Annotated in this window: 26 protein-coding genes and 1 pseudogene; 19 read left to right on the forward strand and 8 right to left on the reverse strand. The window is 42.5% G+C overall.

The genetic code is table 11. From position 1 onward, the window contains the following. Window positions 1-527: tetratricopeptide repeat protein (locus PN447_RS18070; RefSeq protein WP_271764395.1), on the forward strand; the 527-nt coding region annotated here is incomplete at its 5' end. A gap of 431 nt (window positions 528-958) precedes the next feature. Further along, on the forward strand, window positions 959-2704 hold the full coding sequence (gene ggt, locus PN447_RS18075) for a gamma-glutamyltransferase (RefSeq protein ID WP_271764397.1): 1746 nt from the start codon (window positions 959-961) through the stop codon (window positions 2702-2704). Here the strand turns inward: ggt and PN447_RS18080 are convergent. Continuing rightward, window positions 2701-2964 carry a hypothetical protein gene (locus tag PN447_RS18080; protein ID WP_271764398.1) on the reverse strand — a complete coding sequence of 88 codons (264 nt, stop codon included), beginning with the start codon at window positions 2962-2964 and terminating at the stop codon, window positions 2701-2703. The genes ggt and PN447_RS18080 overlap by 4 nt on opposite strands. 467 nt (window positions 2965-3431) lie before the next feature. Between PN447_RS18080 and PN447_RS18085 the strand changes: the two genes are divergently transcribed. The 4 genes from PN447_RS18085 to accD all read left to right on the forward strand — a co-directional run bounded on the left by PN447_RS18085 (window position 3432) and on the right by accD (window position 7800). Beyond that, a complete protein-coding gene (locus PN447_RS18085; RefSeq protein WP_271764399.1) occupies window positions 3432-4391 on the forward strand; it encodes an aldo/keto reductase in 960 nt (319 codons plus the stop codon). A 116-nt stretch (window positions 4392-4507) separates the two neighbouring features. Continuing rightward, window positions 4508-5596: a 3-isopropylmalate dehydrogenase gene (gene leuB / locus PN447_RS18090; RefSeq protein ID WP_271764400.1), complete on the forward strand. Its 1089-nt coding sequence runs from the start codon at window positions 4508-4510 to the stop codon at window positions 5594-5596. Between the two features lie 90 nt (window positions 5597-5686). Further along, window positions 5687-5947: a hypothetical protein gene (locus tag PN447_RS18095; RefSeq protein ID WP_271764401.1), complete on the forward strand. Its 261-nt coding sequence runs from the start codon at window positions 5687-5689 to the stop codon at window positions 5945-5947. Between the two features lie 899 nt (window positions 5948-6846). Beyond that, window positions 6847-7800: an acetyl-CoA carboxylase, carboxyltransferase subunit beta gene (gene accD, locus PN447_RS18100; RefSeq protein WP_271764402.1), complete on the forward strand. Its 954-nt coding sequence runs from the start codon at window positions 6847-6849 to the stop codon at window positions 7798-7800. A 53-nt stretch (window positions 7801-7853) separates the two neighbouring features. Here accD and PN447_RS18105 read toward each other — a convergent pair whose 3' ends face one another. After that, window positions 7854-9221, reverse strand: a complete 1368-nt coding sequence (locus PN447_RS18105; RefSeq protein WP_271764403.1) for an MFS transporter — start codon at window positions 9219-9221, stop codon at window positions 7854-7856. Between the two features lie 188 nt (window positions 9222-9409). On the opposite strand from PN447_RS18105, the gene PN447_RS18110 reads away from it, so the two are divergent. The 6 genes from PN447_RS18110 (at window position 9410) to petE (ending at window position 14349) form a co-directional block, all read left to right on the forward strand. Beyond that, the gene (locus tag PN447_RS18110) at window positions 9410-10663 is read left to right on the forward strand and encodes an ABC transporter substrate-binding protein (RefSeq protein WP_271764404.1); all 1254 of its coding nucleotides are present in this window, start codon (window positions 9410-9412) and stop codon (window positions 10661-10663) included. Window positions 10664-10986: 323 nt separating this feature from the next. After that, a complete protein-coding gene (locus PN447_RS18115; RefSeq protein WP_271764418.1) occupies window positions 10987-11886 on the forward strand; it encodes a carbohydrate ABC transporter permease in 900 nt (299 codons plus the stop codon). Further along, window positions 11883-12719 carry a carbohydrate ABC transporter permease gene (locus PN447_RS18120; RefSeq protein ID WP_271764405.1) on the forward strand — a complete coding sequence of 279 codons (837 nt, stop codon included), beginning with the start codon at window positions 11883-11885 and terminating at the stop codon, window positions 12717-12719. The genes PN447_RS18115 and PN447_RS18120 overlap by 4 nt, the downstream gene beginning before the upstream one ends. An 84-nt stretch (window positions 12720-12803) precedes the next feature. Continuing rightward, window positions 12804-12974 (forward strand): hypothetical protein, encoded by a 171-nt coding sequence (locus PN447_RS18125; RefSeq protein WP_271764406.1) that lies wholly within the window; start codon window positions 12804-12806, stop codon window positions 12972-12974. Window positions 12975-13105: 131 nt separating this feature from the next. Then, window positions 13106-13594, forward strand: coding sequence for a photosystem II cytochrome c-550 (psbV, locus tag PN447_RS18130; RefSeq protein ID WP_271733193.1), 489 nt, complete (start codon window positions 13106-13108; stop codon window positions 13592-13594). A 335-nt stretch (window positions 13595-13929) separates the two neighbouring features. Then, entirely contained in the window at window positions 13930-14349 is a 420-nt protein-coding gene (gene petE, locus PN447_RS18135; RefSeq protein WP_271764407.1) for a plastocyanin, read from the forward strand. 176 nt (window positions 14350-14525) lie between these two features. Here petE and PN447_RS18140 read toward each other — a convergent pair whose 3' ends face one another. After that, the gene (locus PN447_RS18140) at window positions 14526-16007 is read right to left on the reverse strand and encodes a CIA30 family protein (RefSeq protein WP_271764408.1); all 1482 of its coding nucleotides are present in this window, start codon (window positions 16005-16007) and stop codon (window positions 14526-14528) included. Window positions 16008-16155: 148 nt separating this feature from the next. On the opposite strand from PN447_RS18140, the gene PN447_RS18145 reads away from it, so the two are divergent. The 4 genes from PN447_RS18145 (at window position 16156) to PN447_RS18160 (ending at window position 19690) form a co-directional block, all read left to right on the forward strand. After that, on the forward strand, window positions 16156-16650 hold the full coding sequence (locus PN447_RS18145) for a HugZ family pyridoxamine 5'-phosphate oxidase (protein ID WP_271764409.1): 495 nt from the start codon (window positions 16156-16158) through the stop codon (window positions 16648-16650). Between the two features lie 2 nt (window positions 16651-16652). Further along, window positions 16653-17537: an alpha/beta fold hydrolase gene (locus PN447_RS18150; RefSeq protein WP_271764410.1), complete on the forward strand. Its 885-nt coding sequence runs from the start codon at window positions 16653-16655 to the stop codon at window positions 17535-17537. Window positions 17538-17794: 257 nt separating this feature from the next. Continuing rightward, window positions 17795-18961: a ferrochelatase gene (hemH, locus tag PN447_RS18155; RefSeq protein WP_271733187.1), complete on the forward strand. Its 1167-nt coding sequence runs from the start codon at window positions 17795-17797 to the stop codon at window positions 18959-18961. A gap of 267 nt (window positions 18962-19228) precedes the next feature. Then, on the forward strand, window positions 19229-19690 hold the full coding sequence (locus PN447_RS18160) for a DUF2808 domain-containing protein (protein WP_271764411.1): 462 nt from the start codon (window positions 19229-19231) through the stop codon (window positions 19688-19690). A 109-nt stretch (window positions 19691-19799) separates the two neighbouring features. Here PN447_RS18160 and purB read toward each other — a convergent pair whose 3' ends face one another. From purB to PN447_RS18180, 5 genes are all read right to left on the reverse strand, one after another. Next, window positions 19800-21095: an adenylosuccinate lyase gene (gene purB, locus PN447_RS18165; protein WP_271764412.1), complete on the reverse strand. Its 1296-nt coding sequence runs from the start codon at window positions 21093-21095 to the stop codon at window positions 19800-19802. Between the two features lie 53 nt (window positions 21096-21148). Continuing rightward, a complete protein-coding gene (locus PN447_RS18170) occupies window positions 21149-22681 on the reverse strand; it encodes a YifB family Mg chelatase-like AAA ATPase (RefSeq protein ID WP_271764413.1) in 1533 nt (510 codons plus the stop codon). 108 nt (window positions 22682-22789) lie between these two features. Next, window positions 22790-23377, reverse strand: coding sequence for a fimbria/pilus outer membrane usher protein (locus PN447_RS18175; RefSeq protein WP_271764414.1), 588 nt, complete (start codon window positions 23375-23377; stop codon window positions 22790-22792). Then, window positions 23358-23564, reverse strand: a complete 207-nt coding sequence (locus PN447_RS18775; RefSeq protein ID WP_442867114.1) for a spore coat protein U domain-containing protein — start codon at window positions 23562-23564, stop codon at window positions 23358-23360. The genes PN447_RS18175 and PN447_RS18775 overlap by 20 nt, the downstream gene beginning before the upstream one ends. 3 nt (window positions 23565-23567) lie before the next feature. Continuing rightward, window positions 23568-23768 (reverse strand): hypothetical protein, encoded by a 201-nt coding sequence (locus tag PN447_RS18180; RefSeq protein ID WP_271764415.1) that lies wholly within the window; start codon window positions 23766-23768, stop codon window positions 23568-23570. Window positions 23769-24233: 465 nt separating this feature from the next. On the opposite strand from PN447_RS18180, the gene PN447_RS18185 reads away from it, so the two are divergent. From PN447_RS18185 to PN447_RS18195, 3 genes and pseudogenes are all read left to right on the forward strand, one after another. Continuing rightward, on the forward strand, window positions 24234-24848 hold the full coding sequence (locus tag PN447_RS18185; RefSeq protein WP_271764416.1) for a Uma2 family endonuclease: 615 nt from the start codon (window positions 24234-24236) through the stop codon (window positions 24846-24848). 553 nt (window positions 24849-25401) lie between these two features. Beyond that, window positions 25402-25752, forward strand: a complete 351-nt coding sequence (locus PN447_RS18190; protein WP_271764417.1) for a histidine triad nucleotide-binding protein — start codon at window positions 25402-25404, stop codon at window positions 25750-25752. 171 nt (window positions 25753-25923) lie between these two features. Then, window positions 25924-26145: pseudogene (locus PN447_RS18195) on the forward strand (photosystem II q(b) protein); the annotation flags it as partial.

Below are 26145 nucleotides of genomic sequence, written 5' to 3' on the forward strand. Positions count from 1 at the left end.
ATAACCAGGGGGGATGGGAATTAGCTCTGGCTGATTATAACCAAGCTATTGCAATTAATCCTAACTATGCTGATGCTTATATTGGTCGCGGTAATGTTTTCTATAACCAGGGGGGATGGGAATTAGCTCTGGCTGATTATAACCAAGCTATTGCAATTAATCCTAACTATGCTGATGCTTACGGCGCTCGCGGTCTTGTTTACTATAACCAGGGGGGATGGGAATTAGCACTGGCTGATTACAACAAAGCTATTAAACTTAATCCTAACTATGCTCTAGCTTACAACAATCGGGGTTGGCTTTACGATAACCAGAAAAGATGGAAATTAGCACTGGCTGATTACAACAAAGCTATTACAATTAATCCTAATTTAGCTCTAGCTTACAACAATCGCGGTGATGTTTACCTTGAGCTAAGAGACATCAAGAAAGCCAGGGAAGATTTCCAAAGAGCAGCGCAATTATTCCTCACTCAAGGTAACACCGATGCTTATCAACGAACTATTAGGCGTTTAAACTCACTGTAGCTGCAAAGATACCTGAAAGTAAGCACTGAACAGGTTTTAGTATCCGCCCTATAATTATCGCCAGTAGAAGAAAGTCGAATTATTGAAGTTTAATTGAACTTCGGTTAATTATCCTTTCAACCTAAAAAGTATCGCGTAACACTCATTATATAATGTCTCCAAGACTAAATTAACTACCAGTGGTAACCTACTATGAACGAGCCACAACCAGGAAATTTTGATGTAGTACTAGGTGGTACTCCACAGAGCACAGCCAAAGGTTTAGGCAGATCCTCCGCTGGGAATGATACAGCACTTTTCAAGTAATAAAGTACACACCTTAGTATCATAAATCTTGTGGGGTAGGCATCCTGCCCTGCCGTACCCACTCAGGTAAAATGCGCTGTATCTGTGTTTATCTATAGTTAATTAACTGATTAATAATTCATCCCATGGGTATTTTTACTGCATACAAACCTATTGCTATCGCCCTGTTGTCCTGTACCCTCATCATCCACAGCCAAGCCGCGATCGCCACCATAGCATCAACCCTACGCAGTAAACAAGGAATGGTAGTTTCCAGCCATCCCTTAGCCAGTGACGCGGGAATTAGGATGTTACGCCAAGGTGGTAACGCCATTGATGCAGCAGTAGCCACAACCTTGGCAATTTCTGTAGTTGAACCTTATTCAGCAGGAATTGGTGGCGGCGGCTTTTTATTAATGCACTCCGGAGAAACTGGCCAAATCAAAGCCTTAGATTTTCGGGAACGCGCCCCCCTGAAAGCCACACAAGATATGTACTTGGACGCAGAAGGTAAAGTACGCCCCTCTGCAAGTGTAGCTGGGTACTTAGCCGTAGCCACACCTGGAACTGTAGCAGGGATGTATGAGGTGCATAGTCGTTATGGTAAATTACCGTGGGCGCAGGTAGTCAAACCCGCCATCGCCCTGGCCCGATATGGCTTTATCATCAGACGTAGCCTATCCCCTGGTTATCTCCTAGTTAATGACAGACCCAGACACCGGATTTTTGATCATCCAGCAGCGCGGGCAATTTTCACTCGTAACGGTGATTTCTATCAACCGGGGGAAAGGCTAGTACAGCGAGATTTGGCAAAAACTTTAACAGAGATTGCCCGTAATCCCCACAGTTTCTACACCGGAAATATTGCCTGGGCGATCGCCTCCGACATGGCAGAAAATGGCGGTTTAATTACTCTAGAAGACCTGAAAGCCTACAAACCAATTTGGCGGACTCCCGTTTGTGGGAATTTCCGTCAAGCTCAAATCTGTTCCATGCCACCACCTTCATCCGGCGGTGTACATTTATTACAGATGTTAAATATTATTGGTGACACTGATTTACAATCTTTAGGATGGCATCACCCGGATGCATTGCATTTAATGGTCGAAGCCATGAAAATCGCCTATGCTGACCGGTCGCAACATTTAGGCGATCCAGATTTTATCAAAGTCCCCGTAGAACAACTGATTAGCCCGGAGTACGCCCGGAAACGCCGTCAAGAAATTGATCTGGAATGGGCAAAACCTGCAAGTGAGGTGAAGCCAGTTAATTTAGGTCTTGTTCCTCCCCCCCTGTTAGCTAGAAATGAATGGACCGAAACCAGCCATCTAACAGTTGTGGATGAGCAACATAACGCCGTTAGTCTCACCTTTACTATTAATCTAGGTTTTGGTGCAGGTGTGGTGACACCGGGAACAGGGATCGTACTCAACAACGAAATGGATGATTTTGCTTCCGCACCGGGAATACCTAATGCTTTTGGTTTGGTGGGTAACCAAGCTAACGCGATCGCACCCGGTAAAACCCCCTTATCTAGCATGACCCCCACCATAGTCACCGAGAATGGCCGTCTGAGGATGGCTGTGGGTACTCCTGGGGGTAGCACCATCATTACTCAGGTACTGCAAATTATCCTGAATGTGTTGGAATACCAGATGGATGTGGGTGCTGCGATCTCCGTCCCACGCATACATCACCAGTGGTTACCCGATGAGCTACGTGTGGAACGTTGGGGTTTAAATGCTCTCACCCTGCAAGAGTTACGCCGGCGCGGACACAAGATTAGGGAAAGTAACTCCTGGGGTAATGCTAATGCAATTACTATCACCCCAGAGGGAGTTTTAGAAGCAGCGGCGGACCCTCGTGGTCAAGGCTTTCCTAGTGCTTTCTAATTTCCTTGTCCTGGGGATATTAATTCTAGATCCCGACTGACAAACTCACTGGCTCTGGCGCTATGTACTAAAGTCCAGCCGGCTTTGAGAAGTTTTTGATAAGTTGCCCAACCTTTAGAACCACCAGGAATCTGATAATCTGGGACTGCTTGGGGAAAAGCTGTGTAGGGTCGCCAAGGTTGATTGGGTGAGGCTTGCAGATGTAATATTTTCTCTCCATCCTTGCCAGACTTAGATAACCAGCACATTTTACCTTGCATAGCAAACTCCTTTAAGTTTTGCTTGTTTGCATATTCGCAGGATTTTGTCAATACCTGCCTCAGTCTTGTGGGATAATTACTTATCCCGGTAGTATTCGGGATTTTATTTACTTAGAAGAGCAAACTTGTTTAATTACTATTACTAATGGGTTGTCATCAATGGCTTCCTGTGGGAAATAAGGAAAAACCAATATTTTTTTTACCTGATTATGAGGTTGAGATTTTTCCTATGTTATCTACGGTTTTTGTAAATGTATGTAGCAATAACTACGATTTAGGCAGATATTCCAGTTGTTTTCATAGCTACAGGGGGGCGAATTGCTGACATTACCTGCATTTGCAGGATTTCCACAGATGCAAAATTTTCTGGGAACTGTCAATTAAATAATCTACCGTTATTCTGATTCAATTGACCCCAAAAACCTTTAGATTATCAACTATTGGGAGATATTGATCAATTAAGCATTATGGAAAAGCGCAGACTAGGAACATCCGACATCTACATTACACCCATCCTCATGGGGGCTTGGCAAGCCGGTAAAGCCATGTGGACGGGAATTGAGGATGTTGATTCCATTAAAACCATCCGAGCCGCCTTTGAAGCTGGTATCACTACAGTTGATACTGCTGAGGTCTATGGTCAAGGACATTCTGAGCAAATTGTAGCTGCGGCTTTATCTGATGTCCGCCACAGGGTTGAGTATGCATCGAAAGTTTTCGCCAACCATCTCAAGTATGATTTAGTGATTGAAGCTTGCGATCGCTCATTAAAAAATCTCCAGACTGATTACATTGACCTGTATCAAATACACTGGCCTTCCGGTTCTTTCAACAGTGAGATAGTCCCCATTGAGGAAACCATGCTTGCTCTCAACCAACTCAAACAACAGGGTAAAATCCGCTCAATAGGTGTTTCTAATTTTAACCGCGCCCAATTAGCAGCAGCCTCAGAGTATGGCCGTATTGATAGTTTACAACCGCCTTATTCTTTATTTTGGCGGCAGGTAGAAAAGGATGCCATGGCTTATTGTATAGAAAATAATATTTCTATCCTGGCTTATTCACCCTTAGCCCAAGGACTGTTAACGGGAAAATTTGCCCCCGGTCATCAATTTGACCCAGGAGATAACCGTGCTAAAAATCGCCTATTTCAAGGTGAAAACTTTCAACGCGCCCAACAAGCCTTAGAAAAACTGCGCCCCATAGCGGCGCGTCATGATTGTAGCCTGGCGCAGTTAGCATTAGCTTGGTTAATTGCCCAACCTCAAACCAGTGCGATCGCCGGGGCGCGTTATCCTGAACAAGCACAAGACAACGCCAGGGCGGCACAAATTCAACTTTCTGGGGAAGAACTCGCACAAATCGATGTCATCGGGCGTATTGTTACTGACCATCTCGATGAAAATCCGGTGATGTGGAAGTGGTAATCAAAAACTGGTGTTTTGTGGGATATGGGTGAGGTTTGTATATTTTTAGTTCCCGTCGAGAACCTAATTTAGTATGATATGGAATCGGCAAGCATTTACCCTTTGAAAAATTAACTATGTCCCAGAACTACCGCATTACTCTACTCCCCGGCGATGGCATTGGTCCTGAAATTATGGCCGTAGCGGTAGACGTGCTGAAAGTGGTCGGTAAGCAGTTTGATCTGCAATTTGAATTCTGCGAAGCCCTCATCGGTGGTGCGGCAATTGATGCTACCGGTGAACCCCTCCCATCTGCTACCCTAGATATTTGCCGTAACAGTGATGCTGTCTTACTGGCGGCAATTGGTGGTTACAAGTGGGATTCCCTACCATCCAATTTACGCCCAGAAGCAGGTTTGTTAGGGTTGCGTGCGGGACTAGAATTATTTGCCAATCTCCGCCCAGCCCAAATTTTACCCCAGTTAGTTGACGCTTCTACTTTAAAACGGGAAGTTGTGGAAGGTGTAGATATTATGGTGGTGCGAGAGCTCACCGGTGGTATTTACTTTGGTAAACCCAAGGGGATTTTTACTACTGATAGTGGTGAGAAGCGCGGTGTGAATACCATGGTTTACACTGAGTCAGAAATTGACCGCATTGGGCGAGTAGCCTTTGAAACAGCGCGAAAACGAGGGGGTAAACTCTGTTCGGTAGATAAAGCCAATGTATTAGAAGTATCACAGTTGTGGCGCGATCGCATGACTAAATTGGCTACAGAATATCCAGATGTGGAATTGTCTCACCTCTACGTCGATAACGCCGCCATGCAACTGGTACGCGCTCCTAAGCAGTTCGATACTATTGTAACCGGGAATTTATTTGGCGATATCCTCTCTGATGCTGCTGCCATGCTTACCGGTAGTATTGGGATGTTACCATCGGCGAGTCTAGGTGCTTCTGGCCCTGGTGTATTTGAACCCGTCCACGGTTCGGCCCCCGATATCGCCGGCGAGGATAAAGCCAACCCTCTGGCACAGGTTTTGAGTGCGGCCATGATGTTACGCTACGGTTTAAACCAGCCCCAAGCCGCAGATAAAATAGAAGCAGCTGTATTGCAAGTTTTAGCCCAAGGCGATCGCACAGGTGATATTATGTCTCTTAATATGAATCTTTTAGGTTGCCGCGCTATGGGAGAATCATTAATAGGAGCCATGGAAAAATTATAATTTTCTGTTGAAGTTCGGCATTTTGGCAACCTTTGCTAAAGCCATTAGATAGACTAAAGACAAATTTAGTAAATATAAGAATAGTCGATAGTGCACGCATTACGACAAGAAAAAGACAAATATACTGCCCCCAAAAACAAGTCTCCTTTGATTGATCCAGCCTTAATCAGAGCAGCCGGGCAGATTTACTACACCCACTGTGAGGTACATCCTGAAATAGCTGGACAACCTTCAGGAGTAGCAATTAATTACGTTACTCATCGGGGTAAAGTAATTTTTACTCAGCAGCCAGTACTTTTACCGCAAGAATGTTTTGTCCCATTAAGTCAAATTGAATCACATATGTATTAGTCGTCATTGCCCATTGATTAACTCTTTAACCCCCAATATAGCCGATCAAAATGTCTTAAAATTTCTGTACTGTGTGCAAAGTGACAAGGAATATATAGACGTTTTGATGCTTTTACCCACCAGTATCATTGTCTCGGCGCTGGGTGCGTCTGAAGCTGTGGAAAGCGACCTCTGTCTAAACTTGTTTCCAAGTTTAGACAAGTCGCTTGTATGAACCAAGAATCCCCCGAATCCGCTTCACTAAATTCGGGGGATTGTCAACAGTCTCCTTCTGTCTCCTGTTTGTAACGGTGATTACCCCATGCAGCTTTTACCTTTTGTTAATATCAGATTGTGAATTGTATCACTCTCTATGATAAAGCAGAACCATTAGCTAGGATAAGTGTGTCTATATAGCATTTCTAGTCTAAGTAGTTAGGCGATAGTCTCTCCCCCGGGGAGAAGACTCAGTACTGAGCAGAGAACCAGACCCCATAGATGCTCACCGTTAACTTAGCAATGGAAATGATTTATTTAAGGCGAGTGGTTCAGTATTGGGTTGAGGAAACGGCATCTAATTGAGGGGTTGATTTTTATATGACTGTGACTACGGCAATCAATTTACAAAATTCCCCTGAGCATAAGGCTTGTGTTAGCATCAGCATTTTCGTTAAGCTGACAACCAAAGATGTTTTGATCAGGCCTGAACTGCTTATAAGCGTAATTTGAGATGTAGTCAAAAGTCAAAAGCTAAAATGGGGTGTTATTTGCGTTTGTACAAGAGCAAATCTGGAGACTTTGAAAGCGTAGGTCACAAGAGCCACCATTGTGTCGCTCTAGACTTGAAACTTCTTGATCTGGATATCCCATAGTGGCTTGATATGTTTTCAACCTCATACCCACTTAAAAAAAAGATAAAAATGGCAAACAACGAAGAATCACGTGGTTTAAAGTCTCTGTTAGATTGGTTTGCAAATCGACGGAAATCAGGATCTACCCATTTAGAACCCCAAGAACGGGAAATTGCTGATGGGCTGTGGCACAAGTGTCCCAAATGTGGCGTATTGACCTATACAAAAGACCTGAAGGCTAACCAGATGGTCTGCGTTGAATGTGGACATCATAATCGGGTGGATAGCGATGAGCGTATCCGCCAGTTGATAGATAACAACACCTGGGAAGCAATTAATGAGCATCTGCGCCCCACAGACCCCCTGCAATTTCGCGATCGCAAACCCTATAGCGATCGCCTGCGGGAAATGGAAGATAAACTAGGTTTAGTAGACGCAGTTAAAACCGGTTTAGGTCAAATCAACGGTTTACCCATAGCCCTGGGCGTTATGGACTTCCGCTTTATGGGCGGTAGTATGGGTTCAGTTGTGGGAGAAAAACTGACCCGCTTGATTGAGCAAGCCACCCAGCGACGTTACCCTGTAGTCATTGTCTGTACCTCTGGCGGAGCCAGGATGCAAGAAGGAATGCTTTCCTTAATGCAAATGGCTAAAATTTCCGGCGCTTTGGAACGTCACCGTCAATGTAAATTACTGTATATTCCCGTCTTGGCGAATCCTACCACGGGAGGGGTTACTGCTAGTTTTGCCATGTTGGGAGATATTATTATTGCAGAACCGAAAGCAACCATTGGTTTTGCAGGTCGGCGAGTGATTGAGCAAACCCTGCGGGAAAAACTACCAGAAGATTTTCAAACCGCAGAAGATTTGTTAAAGCATGGTTTTGTTGATGATATCGTACCCCGTACGGAATTGAAGAACACCCTAGCCCAGTTAATTGCTTTGCACCAACCCATAGCAACTACTACACACTCGATGATGCGATGGGAAACCATGACCTTGAGTTCTACAGCTGCTGAATAAGAGAACATTGGGAATTGGGGATACACCAGATCCATCTCCAATCCCTAGTTCCCTCAATCTTGCAAAAACATCAGTGGTACAAGTGCTATTAAGCGCAACACACCAGAAAGGGTAAATAATCCCAGTAAGCCGCCACAATTAGTAAATTGTACTATCAAGCTGCCAATGGTTGTACCTAAAGCCCCGCTGGCTCCAGCCATGGCAGCCGCGATCGCAAAATAGATAGACTGGTTTTTAACTGGTGCAATCTCTAGCTGTATATTGTTATTACATAAGTCAACTCCTGCCCAAGTACCTCCGGTTAAAATATGTAACAGTGGCAGCCATAGCCAAAAGTCAACGTAGTGAGTATTAATTCCTACCCACAAAATTGGGGTTACCGCCACCGAAATTCCCACAAATATCAAAATCCGCCGACTCCCAATTTTGTCTGCCAATTTCCCCCATATAATCAGCATCAATAAGTTCGCTCCTGCCTGTAAACTGGTGTAGAGTGATACTAAACTGATATCTAAATTCAGAGTGTCTAGCATATAGAGGCTAAAAAAAGGAGCGCTGAGATTAACTGCAAACATCCACAAGCTAAAATAAAGCACAAATATGACAAAGCGAGAGTTTTGCCAGATACTCGGCTGGTTTGCGGCGGGAGTGATTACAGTTGAATTAATTAATTTGTCTTGAGGGTAATTATTGAGAGTATTTTGTAACTGTGGATTCAAGTCAACTTTAAAGTACTGACACCCCAAACTAATGATCCCAAATACAATACCAATTAGTAGCACTATTCCATAACCTTGTAAAGTCCCCCCTCGCCAATGTGATACAGCTAAACCGGCCAAAGGTAAACACAGCAAATTGGTCAAACTGGCAGCGCTGTTGCGTATACTAAAATACCTACCTCGTAGTTGTCGCGGTACTATCATCCCTAACCAACTCAGCCACGATGCGCTTCCTAGTCCCCCTAAAAGATGGCTGATCAGGACAATTGATAACGTCAAAACTACCAGCTGATGGGAGTTTAAACCTCCAAAGTGGAAACACGCAATACCTATGAATAAAATCAGCCACATTATCCGCCCAATTCCATGGGTGCGTAGGGAATATTGAAAGCGGCTAGTAGTACGTTCCGATAAGTAAGCGCCCAAGGGTTGTATCAGATTCACCAGCATGGGGATTGAGGATAACATCCCAAACACTACTGGACTAGCATCTAATTCTACAAGAAAATTACTAAGTAAAATGCCGCCGGTACTGAGGGAAAAAATCGCCGCAAACACTGCATCCAGGGTTGAGGCTTTTAAACTAGTGCGAATCTGATTTTTGCCAATTCGAGGACACGGAGAAACTACTATTGGCGGTGAGCTAATCTGGGGGATTTCTAGAGTTACTGATGCAACTGTTTCAAAATTAGCAGAAGTCATAGCTTACTTTTACCCGTAGGACACCCTAGCATGAGTTCATGTATTGAGGAAATTACATCCCCTAGTTAACTTTTCTGAATAATTATTCGTTAATTTATATTCTATTTTTCAACAAAAATACATATTCCTTAAAGATAGATTAACTGAGCTAGAAGAGATAAGTTAAATGAAAGAGCTGGTATTTGTTTGTGAGTAGAAAAAGTTGGGTGAAATTTTTGGCGCTAGTGGTGGCGATCGCTTTGGTTGTGATTGCTTACCCAAATTTACCACTACTAAAGGCACCAACTACCGCTGTCACTATCAAACTGAGCGGTTGGGCGGGTAATCCCCTGGAGCAACAATTATTAAAACAGTTACTAAAAGAATTTGAGCGACAACATCCAGACATTAAGGTGAGATATGAAGTGATTTCTGACCAATACATGGATGTCATCACTACTCGCTTAATTGGGGAAGCCGCGCCGGATGTCTTCTATCTGGAATCCCTAGAAGCTCCTTTCTTTATGAGCCAAAATGTCCTAGAACCGTTAAATTCTTACATTACCCCCGAATTTGACCTAGAGGACTTTGAAGAGAGCTTGCTGGATAATTTTAAGTATAAAGATGATATTTATGGTCTTCCCAAGGATTATTCTACTCTGGCACTTTTTTATAATAAAAAAGCCTTTGCAGCCGCGGGTTTGAGCAGTCCCCCCACTACTTGGGATGAATTACGCACCTACTCCCAGCAGTTGACGGGTAAGTTGAACAGATACGGTTTTGGTGTTACCCCACAGTTGAGTTATCAAGCTTACAAAATTGCTGCTTTTGGGGGAAGGGTTGTTGATGAGAATGGTTATGCTGCTTTTGCTAGTCCCGAAGCTGTGCGGGGATTGCAGTTGGTGGTAGACCAGTATCAAAAAGATGGGAGTTCAGCCCAACCTACTGATGTGGGTACTAACTCAGGTACGGAAATGTTTGGTCAAAACCGGGTCGCAATGGTCATTGAAGGTAATTGGGCTATTCCTTATTTAGAAACGACTTTTCCTCAGTTGGAGTTTGCCACTGCGGAAATACCTACTATTAATGATAAAAAGGGTACGATGGTGTTTACTGTGGCCTATGTGATGAATAAGCAGTCACAGCATAAAGCCGCAGCTTGGGAGTTGATTTCTTTTCTCACCGGGAAGGAAGGAATGGCACAATGGACGGGGACGGGGTTTGCATTGCCTACGCGCACATCAGTAGCAGCAAGGTTGGGTTATGATCAAGACCCTTTGCGATCGCCTTTGGTGGGTGGTATAGATTATGCCACTACTTGGCAGTTAGGTCAATATCCGGCTGCTATATCTAATAATTTTGATAATCAGTTTATTAGTGCTTTACTGAGTCAACAACCTTTAAGTTCAGCTATGCTCCGCGCACAAAAGGCCGCTAATGCACAAATTCGTACCAGCCAATAATTTATAACTCGAACTTATGTAATCCACCCTTGAGGCTGGGCAACTTTCGTGTTTTTTGATTGATGAATTATGGGAGGAAGCAGGGAACAGGGAAAAGGGTTGAAACTATCCATTTATATTGGTTGTATTATCTGTTTTGATCCTCACATCCTTGGCTGTTGCTATATATAACCATATGTTCACCATATATATATATATTACGCTCTCAATTTCTGTTGTAACTGTATATCCTTGGTTTAACTTCCCAGCGCTAGGATAAAGACCATGCGCCCCATCCCTACAACCGGGTGACTACTAGAGGCGGAGGTTTAATTGTGTTTGAAATGAATTGGCGGCGAATCAATCGCAGATGGAATCTTACCGAAACCCTAACTGGCTACATCTTTATGATGCCCACTATATTGGTTTTAGGATGTTTTGTCATCCTCCCCATCTTTTACGCGGTGTTTCTTTCCCTGCACAAAGTGCAACTGCTAGGGGGTATTGAGTACGATTTCATTGGCTTTCGCAATTTCACCCGCTTAGTTGCAGATGAACGGGTAGGAATTGCTTTGAGAAATACTGCAGAATATGTGGCAATTGTGGTACCATCTCAAACCATTTTAGCTTTATTGCTGGCGGTAACCCTCAATTCTGGTATTCGGGGTCAAAACTCTTGGCGTATCTTGTTCTTTTTACCCACTGTCACATCCTCTGCGGTGTTAACTCTGATATTCATGTGGATTTATAACACCGATGGGCTATTAAATCATGTTCTGGCTTTTGTGGGGTTACCTACTTATAACTGGTTGGGTGACCCAGATGTAGCCCTCAAAGGTATTATGATCATGAATATTTGGTCAACTGCACCATTTTATATGGTGATTTATTTGGCGGCTTTGCAGGATATCCCCCAAAAACTCTATGAAGCGGCAGAACTCGATGGAGCCAATTGGTGGCAACAGTTTATTTATATTACCATTCCTTTGCTCAAACCTGTAACTTTTTTTGTGGTGGCTATTGGCATCATTGGGACTTTTCAGCTTTTTGACCAGTCTTATATTTTTTCTGCCGGTACTGGTGGGCCTAATAATGCCACTTTGACTATGGTACTACTAATTTACCAGGCTGTCTTCCGCAATCTACAGATGGGTTATGCTGCGGCGATCGCCTTTTTGCTGGTAGTCATCATTATTGCTGTGACTTTGATACAGCAGCACATTTTTGGAGGGGAAAGGACATGAGTAATATTAGGCGCTTACCTTGGATGAAAGTACTGTTATACTTTGTGCTGACAGTGTATGCAGTAATTACCTTAGTTCCTTTCCTGTGGGCGCTGTCAGCATCATTTAAACCGCTATCAGAGATTATTGGTGGTGAGTTAAATTTTTTGCCCAGAAATTTTACTTTCGATAATTACCGACAGATATTTGTGCAAGAACCATTGTTTTGGCGTTGGTTTTTTAACAGTGTGTTTATTGCTGCGAGTGTGACCGTGTTCAATTTGCTCTTTAACTCCATGGCGGGGTATGCTTTAGCCAGGTTGAGTTTTGCGGGTAACCGCTTCTGGTTCTTCTTAATTTTGGCACTGCTAGCAGTACCGACACAAATCACCCTAATTCCCACATTCTTAATTTTGAAAGCTATTGGCTGGTTAAATTCGTACCAGGGTATGATTGTTCCCGCCATGGTCAACGCTACATTCATTTTTATGATGCGGCAGTTTTTTGTAAATTTTCCTCAAGAATTAGAAGAAGCAGGTCAATTAGATGGTTTAAATACCTGGGGAATTTTTCGCCACATTGTCTTACCCCTAGCAAAGCCCGCATTAGCAGCACAGGCGGTTTTTGTGTTCATGAGTAGTTGGAATAATTTTTTACTCCCCATTGTCATCTTGTTTGAGCCGGAAATGTTTACTCTCCCGTTGGGACTGAACAGCTTCAAAGGTCAATATATCAGCTATTGGAATTACATTATGGCTGCTTCTATGGTCTTCACTTTACCGGCTTTGGGGATTTATGCATTTTTTAACCGCTATTTTATTCAAGGTGCCACATTTACCGGGGGAAAAGGTTGATGGTAATATTAAATAATATGAAGTTGATATTGACTTATTAGCCTTTGCTCCCACGTCAACTGTAACCAGATTTTAGGCAACAAATTGGACTCTGAACATGATATTGGTATTAGAGCGACTCAATCTCTATCTGTTGTGCTAATCACTATTATGGGTTTTGCAAACCTACCGATCGCAGAGATAGCAACAGACTACAGTGTTACTGTAGAAAGAGTGTTTTCTCTGTATAACCTGGAAATTGCCGAGAAAAGCTAAAAGGGGAATTACTTCCCACATCACGAAGGGTGGTCACGTTAAGGGCTATTTCAGGCTTGAGCTAATGGCAACATGGAGATTGAGCATCGCTTTATTAGCTGTGTTGAGCGTTATCATCTTTGAGGGGAAACATGTTTAAAAGACTAATTGGTGTTGTTGTTACCATTTTGCTGACGTTTCAGTTGGCGGTCGGTGGCGCCACAGCATTGGAACTGGACGAAGCTATTAGAACAGTGAAATTAAATGACCAGGGTGACCAGGTTGTACTGAGCCTTAAACAAGTAAAAGAAGGTAAACGCTTATTTCAATACGCTTGCGCCCAATGTCATGCTGGGGGTGTTACCAAGACTAACCAAAATGTGGGACTAGAACCTGAAGCTCTGGCACTGGCAACACCAAAGCGGGATAATATTGAGGGATTGGTGGACTATATGAAAAATCCCACCACCTATGATGGAGAAGAGGAAATTTCTGAGTTACACCCCAGCCTCAAGAGTGCGGATATTTTCACAGAAATGAGAAATCTCACCGAAGATGACCTAGTTGCGATCGCTGGTCATATTCTGCTACAACCAAAGATAGTTGGTGATAAGTGGGGAGGCGGTAAGATTTATTACTAAATTCCCAAGAGATAACTTTTAGCCGGGTACTGAGTACACATCAAGTCAAAAGCCTCTCTACTTTCCCGGTCAAACCTTTCGGATGGAGTTTATGTAGGGATAATTTATTTTGTCCCTACTTCAAAATTGGCAAAACCTGCTGTGAAAATCGTCAATCTAGCCATAAGCTATTGAGTGTAAAGACTCCGGGTAATTCTCTGGAATTACACAAGATATGCTCATGATTTAGCGCCAATTGTAAAAAAAAAATTTTATCTACGACAGATTGTCATATTTTGAGGTTAATTTTATTTAAAATGGGAAAGGGAAATAAAAACTATAGTTAGGAGAAAGCCATGAAATTATTTGCTGCAAGCTGGCGACGTTTGACTTTATCAGTGTTGACAGTTCTTTTAGTTGTTAGCAGCTTCGTCATTTTCACACCCAGCGCTTCAGCTGAAACCTTCCGGGTCAAACTAGGTAGCGACAAAGGAATGCTCGCCTTTGAACCTAAAGAACTGAAAGTTAAAGCAGGCGACACTATTGAGTGGGTAAACAACAAAGTTCCTCCCCATAACGTTGTCTTCGACCCAGCCCAAAACCCTGCTAAGAGTGCTGACTTGGCTAAAGGGTTGTCTCACAAGCAATTACTGATGAGTCCTGGTCAACGCCAAACCACCACAATTCCCGCAGACGCACCTGCTGGGGTGTACACCTTCTATTGCGAACCTCACCGTGGTGCTGGTATGGTTGGTAAGTTGACTGTTGAAGGTTAGAGCCTAATTGGTCTTGCTTTTTCAAGTTTGCTAGGATAGCTAGGTAAAGCAGCGCGGTAATGAGTCTTATTTGTGCCGAGAATGAATATTGAGAGTTCTTGGCGATAGATAAATGGACTTGTTACCGCTAATTGCTATAAGTATCCTCCTTTGTCTGTTTCTCCTCGGTGCATTGATCAATCCGGCTGTAAATGAGAAAATAGCTGTTGCCAATTGATATCATTAGCAGTATTTTCTCCTGATTTCACCTCTAAGGTGATATTACGCGCCTTTGATTGCTCTAGCGATCGCACACAAAGCTCCGCCACATCATCGCGGCTAATTTTACCTCTAATATTATCACCCTGCTCCAAGATTAATTCCTTACCCCCCACTTCCTCAGTTAAAGCGCAAGGTCTAATAATCGTATAGGGAATACCACTGGCTCTTAAACTATCTTCCCCCTTCAGCTTCCATGTCAAAATTCCTCCCAACTGGTCATTTAATCTGACTGCTGGGGGTTCTTCATCTAAATTAATTCCTGGTCTTCCCGGACGAGTCACACCAGCGGAACTAACCAGGACAAACTGGGGTAAAGTCTCCCCACCGTATGCTTTGATAGATTGAATGTGTAAAGCAAAACCACCCGCTGAAAACTTGGGATTTAAAGCCCCATCATATTCAAACTTACTTAACATCAGTTGAAATGAGGAGACTCTACTAGTATCAATAGGCGGACAGTCTTGCAGCACCTTAGCGCGAAAGACGGGAACTAAATCTTTAAAAGCAACACGAATATTTATCCAAGTATTATCTACAGTATCAAAGGAATAACTGTAACCAACCCCATCCCATTTAGTATCTGTTCTTAAAAAGAGTTTATAACGTTGACCGTCACCCTTGACACGTAATTCTACACCTTCGTAACCAGATAAATCAAAGGGAGGTTGAAAATTCTTGGTTCTCACCGAAGCAAACCCCCCAGAGTTAGCCGTGGAAACATTCCCTGCAAACACCGCTGTATTTTCCAACAGTTGCATATTACTGGCACTCACACCACCCATAACCACATCATCCACTGCCCCCCAAATAGTCTTTAATTCAGCCGAGGGGTGAGTAAAATCAAAGATGAGTCTTTCATTAGCTGGGGGGAGATATTGAGCCGCAGCTGTTACCAGGTTTTTCACGCCTTGATATTCCACATTTTCGGGAGTATCACCCACAATCTCAGGCATATAAAATTTTATACCTTGATTATATTTGGCTCTATCGGGTGTATCCCCTTCCACTGGTTGCACACGGACTGCAGTACAAGAAATTAGGGCTTTGACGTTAGCCATCACCATAGGGGTTAAAGTTTCCGGTTTAGTGATGTCCGCAACTACTAAGTCAACATCATTACCGAGTATTGACCTGGCTCTGTCAATATCCCGTACAAGGGCGCGGACTTGATGACCTGCTGCCAAAAGTCGCTGCACCACTCGTTTACCCACTCCACCTGTGGCACCTGCTACCAGTATTACACCCACATTTGTTCCTCCATTGGGTAGATTTCCATCATCACTAGGACGACCTTTAATTAACTGCTGTACCCAGTTAAGCAAAGGAAACACCTCGAAATAGGTTAGGGTGTCAATAAACCTCCCTAAGTCCCATTGAGAACGATTTTTGTCAGCCACAATCGCGTCCTCATAATTTTTACTGTTACATAATATAATAACCGAACCATCACCAGCCCCCAGCCTTAGCTGCGGGATTCAGCTCACATGGCTAGATAACCAGTACAATAAATGCGATCGCTCTGGAACTTAGGTTAAACGTTGATTTATGAGCCAAATTGAAAAAGCTCAAGCTGAGTATGAAAGTTTTCCCCAAACAGTCGAAAGTATAATTATTGGTACTGTTAGCACAGAAGGAATACCTAATGCTAGTTATGCGCCTTTTGTCATGGATGAAGCTAAAAATATTTATATCTATGTGAGTGGTCTATCCACCCACACCCAAAATCTCCATGTGAATCCTCATGTGAGTGTGTTATTTATTGAGGATGAATCTAAATGTGACCAAATTTTTGCCCGTCGCCGTTTGAGTTTTGATTGTACTGCTACTTTGATGGAGCGTGAAACTGAGGCTTGGAACCAAATTGTGGCTGAATTTCAAGCCCGTTTTGGAGAATTAATTGCAGTTTTCCGCAGTTTACCTGATTTTCGGATTTTTCGCTTAACTCCTAGTGCTGGTCGTTTTGTGATTGGTTTTGGTACAGCTTATCAAATTCGTGGTGAGCAACTCGATACACTGGTTCATTTGACTGGAAAAAATTGATCATGCTGCAGTTTCAACCTCCCGGCTTTGGGGAGAAAGTGATTAACACATCCCTCGGGGCTATGGTTTACTATACTCAGACCACTGCACCCTGGTTAAATGCTGATAGTGAAGATTTACCACCTTTACTGTTTCTGCATAATTTTGGCGGTGGCGCTTCTGCTTATGAGTGGTCTAAGGTTTATCCGGCTTTTGCACCTACCCACCGAGTCTTAGCACCTGATTTAATTGGTTGGGGTGCTTCTGCTCATCCAGTGCGGAATTATCAAATTAGCGATTATTTGACTACTATTAACGAGTTTATCCGCCAAACTTGCCGCCAACCAGTAACGGTGGTGGCTTCTTCTTTGACTGCGGCTTTTACTATTCGTCTGGCTATTAGCTATCCTGATTTATTTCAAAGCTTGTTTTTGGTGTGTCCATCTGGGTTTGATGACTTTGGCCAGGGGAGTGGACGTAGGTTACCATTACCAATTATTAATGCCCCCTTATTGGATAATTTCATTTATACTCTGGGGGCTGAAAATGAAATTGCTGTGAGAAATTTTTTGCAAAATTTTCTGTTTGCTAAACCACAGCGGGTTTCTCGAGAAATTGTGGCCGCTTATTTAACTTCTGCACAACAGCCTGATGCTAAGTTTTCGGCTTTGGCGTTTTTACGGGGAGACCTTTATTTTGATTTGAGTTTGTACATCCAGCAACTGCAAATTCCCACGGTGATGTTTTGGGGGGAGGCGGCACAATTTACTAGCATTAAGTTAGGGCGACGTTTAGCTAGTCTCAATACAGCCGCAATTGGTGATTTTTATGCGATCGCCCAGACAGGAGTATTACCCCATCTAGAAACCCCAGAAGTGTTAATTGGTCTATTACAGCGTTATTTTTAACCTACATGGCAATATGTGAAATTATGTAAACTAATTATCAAAAATTGCACTTTTTAACCATTAGGGTGGTCTCAAATAATGACGGCTCACTGCAAGCTGTTTTAGCCATAGCAGTGTCAAACCGTCGATATAGTTGACACCAATGTTTTAAGATTGTTGACATTCTATCTTTGTTGACTAGAAAGCTTTATATTTAATAAAGATATAATTGTTAACATTAGTACAAAATCTGAAAGGATTGGGGGAAAATAACTGCTATGAGTCGTGTAGGCGTTTTATTACTCAATCTCGGTGGGCCTGATAAGTTAGAGGATGTCGGTCCGTTTTTGTATAACCTATTTTCCGACCCAGAAATTATTCGCCTACCGTTTCGCTGGCTGCAAAAACCCCTAGCTTGGTTTATTGCCTCACGGCGCACCAAAACATCTCAAGCTAATTATAAGCAAATTGGTGGCGGTTCCCCACTGCGGCGAATCACGGAGGCTCAAGGAGAAGCTCTCAAACAAAAGTTGGGTGATTTGGGACAAGAAGTAAATATCTATGTAGGAATGCGTTATTGGCATCCTTACACAGAGGAGGCGATCGCCCAAATTGCTCAAGATAAAATTGAACAGCTAGTAATTCTACCACTTTACCCACAATTTTCTATTAGTACGAGTGGTTCTAGTTTTCGGCTGTTAGAAAAACTTTGGCGAGAACAGCCAGAACTTCAGCCCACGGACTATACTGTCATTCCCTCTTGGTACAAACAACCCAGCTATCTCCAGGTGATGGCGGAACTCATCGCCCAAGAACTAGACCAATGTCCCAACCCCGATGAGGCTCATATCTTTTTCAGCGCTCATGGTGTGCCAAAAAGCTATGTTGAAGAAGCAGGAGACCCCTATGAGCAAGAAATTGAGGAATGTACTGCTCTAATTATGCAGACTCTCAATCGACCCAATCTTTATACATTAGCTTACCAAAGTCGTGTGGGTCCGGTAGAATGGCTCCAGCCTTATACTGAAGATGCGCTGCAACAACTTGGCGCACAAGGTGTAAAAGATTTGGTTGTTGTACCGATCAGTTTTGTCTCAGAACACATTGAGACTCTGCAAGAAATTGATATTGAATATCGGGAAATAGCCGAAGATGTAGGAATCCATAACTTCCGTCGTGCTGCAGCTCCTAATACTCATCCGGTATTTATTCAAGCACTGGCGGAACTGGTAATTGAGTCCGTGGAAAAGCCCAGTTTCAAGCTTTCCCAAGCTGCACAAATGAAGAAAAAGGTGAAAATGTATCCCCAGGAGAACTGGGAATGGGGTATGACTACCAGCGCCGAGGTCTGGAATGGTCGTATTGCTATGCTTGGTTTTATTGCTTTAATGATTGAGCTAGTTACTGGCCATGGTTTGCTACATCTGATTGGCCTTTTGCAGTGATAGTAATTCTCTCTATGGGGACGTAGCACTTTACGCCCCCGCTTCTATTAAAATCATACTTTCAGATGATAACTGCGCACTAAATATCCCGTTGGTAAGACGTAATCTATTTTTAAGTTTTGTAACTTGAAATTTAACAGGTTCTCAGATGACTGAGTTCTCTTGTCTCCACAAATTGTCGGAATTAATTAACCACAGATGAATGTTTTTGGGATCTGTCTTCTGTGAGGTTGATTGATTCTGAACAATTCTATTTATTGGAGTTGGATGATGAAAAAATTGATTTGCTTATGGACTTTAAGTTTAGCGATCGCATCTATGGGTGTTCCGGCTATAGCTCAGGGTCAAGAAATCGAGTATGATCAGAATGCTCCTCGGATTAGCGGTACTACTGGTTTAACTGATAGGCATTACATTAGTCTGTATACTGGTGAACAACCTTTATCTAGCGTTACTATTCGTCCGTCGGAACTTATGGATATTGGTGATAATATTCAGGTCACTGATGAGTCGGGTGCAACTATTGATGCAGAGGTTTCTAGGGAAGAGGACAGCTTGAAAATCAATTTTGCTCAACCTGTGGCTTCGGGAACTAACATAGAAATTGCTATCAGGGATTTAGGATTTGTACCGACACCCCAGGGAGTGTTCTACTATCAAGTTTCTGGTGACCATGTGGGCTTTGCTCACGAGGTTCCCTATGGTTTGGCTAGAGTTGAGGTGTATTGATTCTGGGTTTTATCTTTTTTTTTGGGAACCGCACCAGGGAACAAAGAGAAGGAAAACTTTTGATTGTCCCTTTCTCTTTGCTCTGGTGGTGGTCTGTGCCTACTTGTTTCTAAATATCTAGTCTTTGGTAAACTTGATCTAAATGCCGCAGGTGTTGTTGTGGGTCAAAACAGGTAGCAATTTCTGCAGGTGATAACTTTTGAGTTACACGGGGGTCTTGAGTGATGAGGTCGTGGAAGTTTCCTTCTGGTTTGTTCCAAGCAGCATGGGCGCTTTCTTGGACAATCCCATAGGCTTCTTCTCGTTTTAGTCCTTTGTCTATCAAGGCTAGTAGGACTTTTTGGCTAAACACCACACCGCCGTAACAGTTGAGGTTCCGCGCCATGTTTTCTGGATAGACTAGGAGGTTTTTTACCAGTTCTGTGATTTCAACTAGCATAAAATGTGTTAAAATGCAAGCATCTGGTAAAATCACCCGTTCTACCGAACTATGGGAAATGTCCCGTTCATGCCATAGGGCGACGTTTTCTAGGGCTGCTCCCGCATGACTTCTCACTAGGCGCGCCATTCCTGTTAGCCTTTCGGAACGGATGGGGTTGCGTTTGTGAGGCATTGCTGAGGAGCCTTTTTGACCTTTGGCGAAAAATTCTTCAACTTCTAAAACGTCTGTTTTTTGGAGGTTGCGAATTTCTACGGCAAAGCGTTCAATGGATGCAGCAACTAGGGCCAATTGTTGCACGTAGTCGGCATGGCGATCGCGAGAAATAACTTGTGTCGAGGCTGTATCAGCTTTGAGTCCCAGTTTTTGGCAAGCGATGGCTTCCACCCGTGGTTCAATATTAGCATAGGTTCCCACTGCACCGGAAATTTTACCCACGGCGATGGTTTCCCGTAGGACTTTGAGCCTTTCTTGATGGCGCAGCACTTCTGCTAACCATCCAGCTAATTTAAAACCAAAGGTCATGGGTTCAGCATGAATCCCGTGGGAACGGCCAATCATGACTGTATTACGGTGTTCTCGCGCCTTTTGGCGAATTGCCTGAATCAAATTTTCTAGATGTTCGGATATAACATCGAGACTAGCAACTAGTTGCAATCCTAAAGCTGTGTCTAAGACATCGGAACTGGTTAACCCTAGATGAATATAGCGTCCAGCATCACCTACATATTCATTGACATTAGTTAAAAAGGCAATGACATCATGACGGACTTCAGCTTCAATTTCTAAGACTCGCTTCGGGTCAAAATTCGCCTTAGCTTTAATTTCCTCCACTGCCTGAGCAGGGATATAACCCAGTTCAGCTTGGGCTTCACAAACTGCAATCTCTACCTGTAGCCAGGTTTTTAATTTGTAAGATTCAGTCCACAGGTTGCCCATTTCGGGCAAAGTATAACGCTCAATCAACGTTCGCGGCAGAATACAACTGTCATATTCTACAGTTTAATAGGCAAAAAATTTCACTGCATTCTGTCGATAGTCCGATACTGAATTGCTTCGGCGATATGATTGGCTTTAATTTCATCTTCGGCGGCTAAATCTGCAATTGTCCGCGCTACTTTGAGGATGCGATCGCTGGCTCTGGCGGATAACCCCAGTTTTCTAATTGCTGCTTCTAATAAGCTGCGACTAGAATCATCTAACTTACACCATTTTTGCAGATGCTTACTTTGCATTTGAGCATTACAACGCAGATTTGCTTCGGCTTGGAAACGGGTAATGGCGCGATGGCGTGCTTGTTTGACTCTTGCTAAAACTGAAGCCGAAGCCTCTCCTGTGGGTTCTTGGGTAATTTCTTCAGGTTTTAAGCGATTCACTGCAACTTGTAAGTCAATACGATCCATTAACGGACCCGAAAGCTTGGCCCAATAATTTTCTCGTTGCCTAGGTGAACAGGTACATGGTTGAATGGTATCACCATAAAAACCACAAGGACAGGGATTTGTACTAGCTACTAGGGTAAACTGCGCTGGAAACATTACAGATTGTCTGGTGCGGGAAATTGTCACATAGCCATCCTCTAGGGGTTGGCGCAGAAATTCTAAAACATCCCGTTTAAATTCGGTTAACTCATCCAGAAACAGAATCCCTAGGTGAGATAAAGAAATTTCTCCTGGACGGGGAAAGCTCCCACCCCCAACTAGAGAAGGTCCCGATGCTGAATGGTGAGGACTGCGGAAGGGGCGATCGCGCACTAAGGAGCCGCGGTTTTTTAATAACCCAGCTACAGAGTGAATGCGAGTAACTTCTAGGGACTCGGCAAACTCCAAAGGTGGTAAAATTCCTGGTAACCGTCTTGCTAACATTGTTTTACCACTCCCCGGCGGTCCGACAAAGATTAAATTATGTCCTCCAGCAGCAGCAATTTCTAAAGCTCGACGTGCATGAGCTTGTCCTTTGACATCTTGTAAATCTGCTAAATTTAAAGATGTTGCTGCTAATGTCTTTGGGTTTTCATTTAATTTAACAGGTTGGAATTTGCCCGGATTATTTAGTAAATCAACTACATCAGAAATATGATGACAACCATAAACATTTAATCCTTGAACAACGGCAGCTTCTTGAGCATTGTCAACAGGAACAACTAAACCAGAAATTCCCATTTTCTCAGCAGTTGCAGCAATAGGTAAAACACCAGCAACCGGACGCAAACTACCATCTAAAGAAACTTCACCTAAAAATAAAAAATCCCCTAATAAATCAGGGTTTACTTGTTCAGAAGCAGCTAAAATTCCCACACTAATAGGTAAATCAAAAGCAGGTCCTTCTTTCCTTAAATCTGCGGGAGTGAGGTTAATTACAATCTTTCTCATGGGAAAAGCAAAACCCGCATTTTTCAAAGTTGCTTTTACCCGTTCTTTTGATTCTTGAATCGCCGAATCTGGTAAACCTAAAATTACAATTCCCGGTAAACCACCAGAAACATCAACTTCCACACCCACTTTTACAGCGTCAATACCAACAATAGATGCACTCCAGACTCTAGCCAGCATTGTTCATATATGAATAAACCCTAATTATATCAAACCAGATTTTCAGGTAAATTAACAATGAGTGAAATCACCGAATACAAATGTTATTAAAAACTTTTAAAACAGCCTCTAAGGAATGATACACTTTAAATTACCTAAATTAACCATTTGTTCCTGAGACTGGGGAATAGTTAGCTCAAAATTACAAATACCGCCTTCATAGTCCACATTAGCTGCATATTTTCCCGGAGCAACACTGTCTAAATAAAAATCTCCTTCCTTACCAATAGGTGAGTTAATAATTTGATTATTCACAGTGATATTTAACTGACCATAGGACGGAATTACAGTTTTTCCTGATGTTTCTACCGACAAAGTACCAACAATACTCTGAATTAGTTGCACAGGAAAACGCACAACCGCCCCACCTCGAAAAGGTGGAGTAATTACTTTTTCATTAGCATCAATTTTGTAGTTTAAAGGAATATCCTGATCTGGGATTTTTAAATTATTCCCATTGTAAGGGCGCAGATTAGTAATTATTAAATTACCGCGAGAATCAGTGCGTCCAACTTCCTGATTATTACTGTAACCACGCACACCCCTCACCCCTGGAACTTGTATGAGTGCAAAGCTTTGGGTGACAGGAGGAGCAAGAAAAACACTATTTCCTATGCCGATAATACTACCAGAGATATTAACAGATAACTGATACACCAGTACCGTCAGTATTTCCCAAAAAATCACTGCGCTCTGCGTTTTTGAAAATGACATACTGAAGATAATTACTACCACCTGCACTAAGCCTACGCATTGGGCCAGCATCAGTAGACTCTAAAGCAGGATTATTACCCTGACCTAAAGTAATAGTTGCTGAAGCACCACTAGTGCAAGTTGTTGTCAGAGATCAGTTTATATCTAAGGCAGTAGTAGCATTAGTACCAATTGGGTCATAAGCGCCAAATGCAAGTCGACTCGTAGAAATAGTACAGCTAACAGGCACAGTAGCTGATAAATTTATATTACTTGTTGCTGTATCTGCCATTGCTGGAGCGGCAGAACCGGCAGCGATTAAGATGGCGGAAGCTAAGGCAAAACGACGAATCATGGTGTAAGTTACCGTGTTTACAAAAAAGTATTGGGTTGAGAAAATATGTCTTTTGGTGGATGAATTTTTTATCAGTGTATGCTGTCATTTACCCCGCCCCGCATAACAGTATAAATACTTATTTTATTTGGAGTTGATAGATTTTATTAAACAAGCTATTGATACCCATGAAGATGCTGAAAATACTTTATTTAGCTGCATTGAATACAAATAAACATTTAATATTCCGAAATAAGTAAATAAAGTTACTTAATACATAAATGCCTCTTTTTTCAACGGGGCTTTCAGGCTCTATCCCTTATGAAACAAGCTGTTTAACCGCCTTGTCACCCGTTAAGCCTCTTTTACTCTCCCTGCAACTGCGGTTAGATGATGTGATGCCCTGGTAATTGATAGTTGGGAGAATTCATTTTCTATCAAGTATAATTAAATCATCCATAACGGTGAAGTTAAGGTATATAAATCATGGTTCAAGTTTTACAAAAACCAGTAACCTTTGCAGAATTTGCAGATTGGAAACCAGATGGAGAACGCTATGAACTGCATAATGGAGTAATTGTGGAAATGTCACAACCATTAGGACCACATGAAGATATCATAGGATTCTTGATAGAAGAATTAGTAACTGAGTACAAAAGACTCAAGTTATCTTATTCCATTCCTAAACAAGCATTAGTCAAACCACCTGAAAGCGAATCGGGTTATGTACCAGATATTTTATTATTAAACAAAACTAATTTAGTCAATGAACCTCTATGGCAAAAACAATCAACTGTAACTCAAGCTGCTTCTATTCCCTTAATTGTTGAGGTTGTTAGTACAAATTGGCGTGATGACTACTTAACTAAATTACGAGATTATGAAGAGATTGGCATTCCTGAATATTGGATTATTGATTATTTAGGTTTAGGAGGTATTCGTTATATAGGTAGTCCTAAACAACCTACTATATCTATTTACTTGTTGATTGATGGTGAGTATCAAGTAACGCAGTTTAGAAATGATGAAAAGATAATATCACCAACTTTTCCAGATTTGAATTTGACTGCCCAACAGATTTTTCAAGCTGGTAATATGTGAGCAATATAGCAATCCTAAATGATTCATGAACAATTTCTGTTCCCTGTTCCCTGTTCCCTGTTCCCTTTCCTCACTGATAATTTCTCAAGTCAAATAGGATGACTATATTTATCTATTTATCTCGCTTTACGCATTACTTTATTCTCAATTCAATGTTTGATTAATTAATGATTACAGGTTCGTTTGGTACTGACATCCGCAGGTTTGACCATAAATAAAGCTATAGATGCACCGAATAAACTACAGCTTAACTTTTTCTCTGGAAAAAAGCGATACCTACGGTAAGCGATCGCTAACGCCACCTCACCCAACTATCCCCTAAAATTTCTAAGAGGATGTTTGGAAAGTATTAAACAGGTAATTTTTATCTTAGGGAACACCGGAACAGGGAATGGGGAATGGGGAATGGGGAATGGGGAATGGGGAACCGAAACAATCAAATCCAATCTCCTTTCCCTTATAAAGGGAAAGGTGAGGGTGGGGTCAAACAATAGTTGATACACTAATCATGACTTATCAAACATCCTCTAACAGATATATTAGGTAAAACCACATGAGTGAAACCAAAGATACCATTTTCGGTAAAATCATCCGTCGGGAAATCCCCGCAAACATCGTTTATGAGGATGATTTGGCTTTAGCCTTTACAGATGTTAACCCTCAAGCACCAGTTCACATCCTTGTCATTCCCAAAAAACCCATTGTTAAATTAGCCGATGCTGAACCTCAGGATCAAGCTCTATTAGGACATCTTCTATTAACCGTCCAACAAGTGGCCGCAGCAGCTGGATTAAATAACGGTTATCGTGTAGTCATCAATAACGGCGCTGATGGTGGTCAAACTGTCTACCATTTACATTTACATATCCTGGGAGGAAGACCCATGGAGTGGCCCCCTGGTTGATGAAACCTGATTGAATCGTGTCTGGGATGCGATTCATTAGAAATACAAATCTTGTTCATCAGAAAACTTTAATTAAAATCCCTTTACAAATCAAAACTTTTCCTCTAAGGTAGTATTCAAGTAGGCAAGCTTACCTACTCAACTCATAAAAACAAAAGCAATCATAAACAAATGACCACAACCTTACAACAGCGCCAAAGCGCCAACGTATGGGATCGCTTCTGCGAATGGATCACCAGCACCGAAAACCGGATTTACATCGGTTGGTTCGGCGTCCTCATGATCCCCACCCTCCTAGCTGCTACCACCTGCTTTATTATCGCCTTCATCGCTGCTCCTCCTGTAGACATCGATGGTATCCGCGAACCAGTAGCTGGCTCCTTAATCTACGGA

This window comes from Anabaena sp. CS-542/02 (assembly GCF_028331085.1).
GTDB lineage: Bacteria > Cyanobacteriota > Cyanobacteriia > Cyanobacteriales > Nostocaceae > Anabaenopsis > Anabaenopsis arnoldii.

Bases quoted from the DNA above. Each gene is read 5' to 3' on its own strand.
- ggt (WP_271764397.1), top strand. From the start codon at position 959: ATGGGTATTTTTACTGCATACAAACCTATTGCTATCGCCCTGTTGTCC.
- PN447_RS18080 (WP_271764398.1), bottom strand. From the start codon at position 2,964: ATGCAAGGTAAAATGTGCTGGTTATCTAAGTCTGGCAAGGATGGAGAG.
- PN447_RS18085 (WP_271764399.1), top strand. From the start codon at position 3,432: ATGGAAAAGCGCAGACTAGGAACATCCGACATCTACATTACACCCATC.
- leuB (WP_271764400.1), top strand. From the start codon at position 4,508: ATGTCCCAGAACTACCGCATTACTCTACTCCCCGGCGATGGCATTGGT.
- accD (WP_271764402.1), top strand. From the start codon at position 6,847: ATGGCAAACAACGAAGAATCACGTGGTTTAAAGTCTCTGTTAGATTGG.
- PN447_RS18105 (WP_271764403.1), bottom strand. From the start codon at position 9,221: ATGACTTCTGCTAATTTTGAAACAGTTGCATCAGTAACTCTAGAAATC.
- PN447_RS18115 (WP_271764418.1), top strand. From the start codon at position 10,987: ATGAATTGGCGGCGAATCAATCGCAGATGGAATCTTACCGAAACCCTA.
- PN447_RS18120 (WP_271764405.1), top strand. From the start codon at position 11,883: ATGAGTAATATTAGGCGCTTACCTTGGATGAAAGTACTGTTATACTTT.
- psbV (WP_271733193.1), top strand. From the start codon at position 13,106: ATGTTTAAAAGACTAATTGGTGTTGTTGTTACCATTTTGCTGACGTTT.
- petE (WP_271764407.1), top strand. From the start codon at position 13,930: ATGAAATTATTTGCTGCAAGCTGGCGACGTTTGACTTTATCAGTGTTG.
- PN447_RS18145 (WP_271764409.1), top strand. From the start codon at position 16,156: ATGAGCCAAATTGAAAAAGCTCAAGCTGAGTATGAAAGTTTTCCCCAA.
- PN447_RS18150 (WP_271764410.1), top strand. From the start codon at position 16,653: ATGCTGCAGTTTCAACCTCCCGGCTTTGGGGAGAAAGTGATTAACACA.
- hemH (WP_271733187.1), top strand. From the start codon at position 17,795: ATGAGTCGTGTAGGCGTTTTATTACTCAATCTCGGTGGGCCTGATAAG.
- PN447_RS18160 (WP_271764411.1), top strand. From the start codon at position 19,229: ATGATGAAAAAATTGATTTGCTTATGGACTTTAAGTTTAGCGATCGCA.
- PN447_RS18170 (WP_271764413.1), bottom strand. From the start codon at position 22,681: ATGCTGGCTAGAGTCTGGAGTGCATCTATTGTTGGTATTGACGCTGTA.
- PN447_RS18180 (WP_271764415.1), bottom strand. From the start codon at position 23,768: ATGATTCGTCGTTTTGCCTTAGCTTCCGCCATCTTAATCGCTGCCGGT.
- PN447_RS18185 (WP_271764416.1), top strand. From the start codon at position 24,234: ATGGTTCAAGTTTTACAAAAACCAGTAACCTTTGCAGAATTTGCAGAT.
- PN447_RS18190 (WP_271764417.1), top strand. From the start codon at position 25,402: ATGAGTGAAACCAAAGATACCATTTTCGGTAAAATCATCCGTCGGGAA.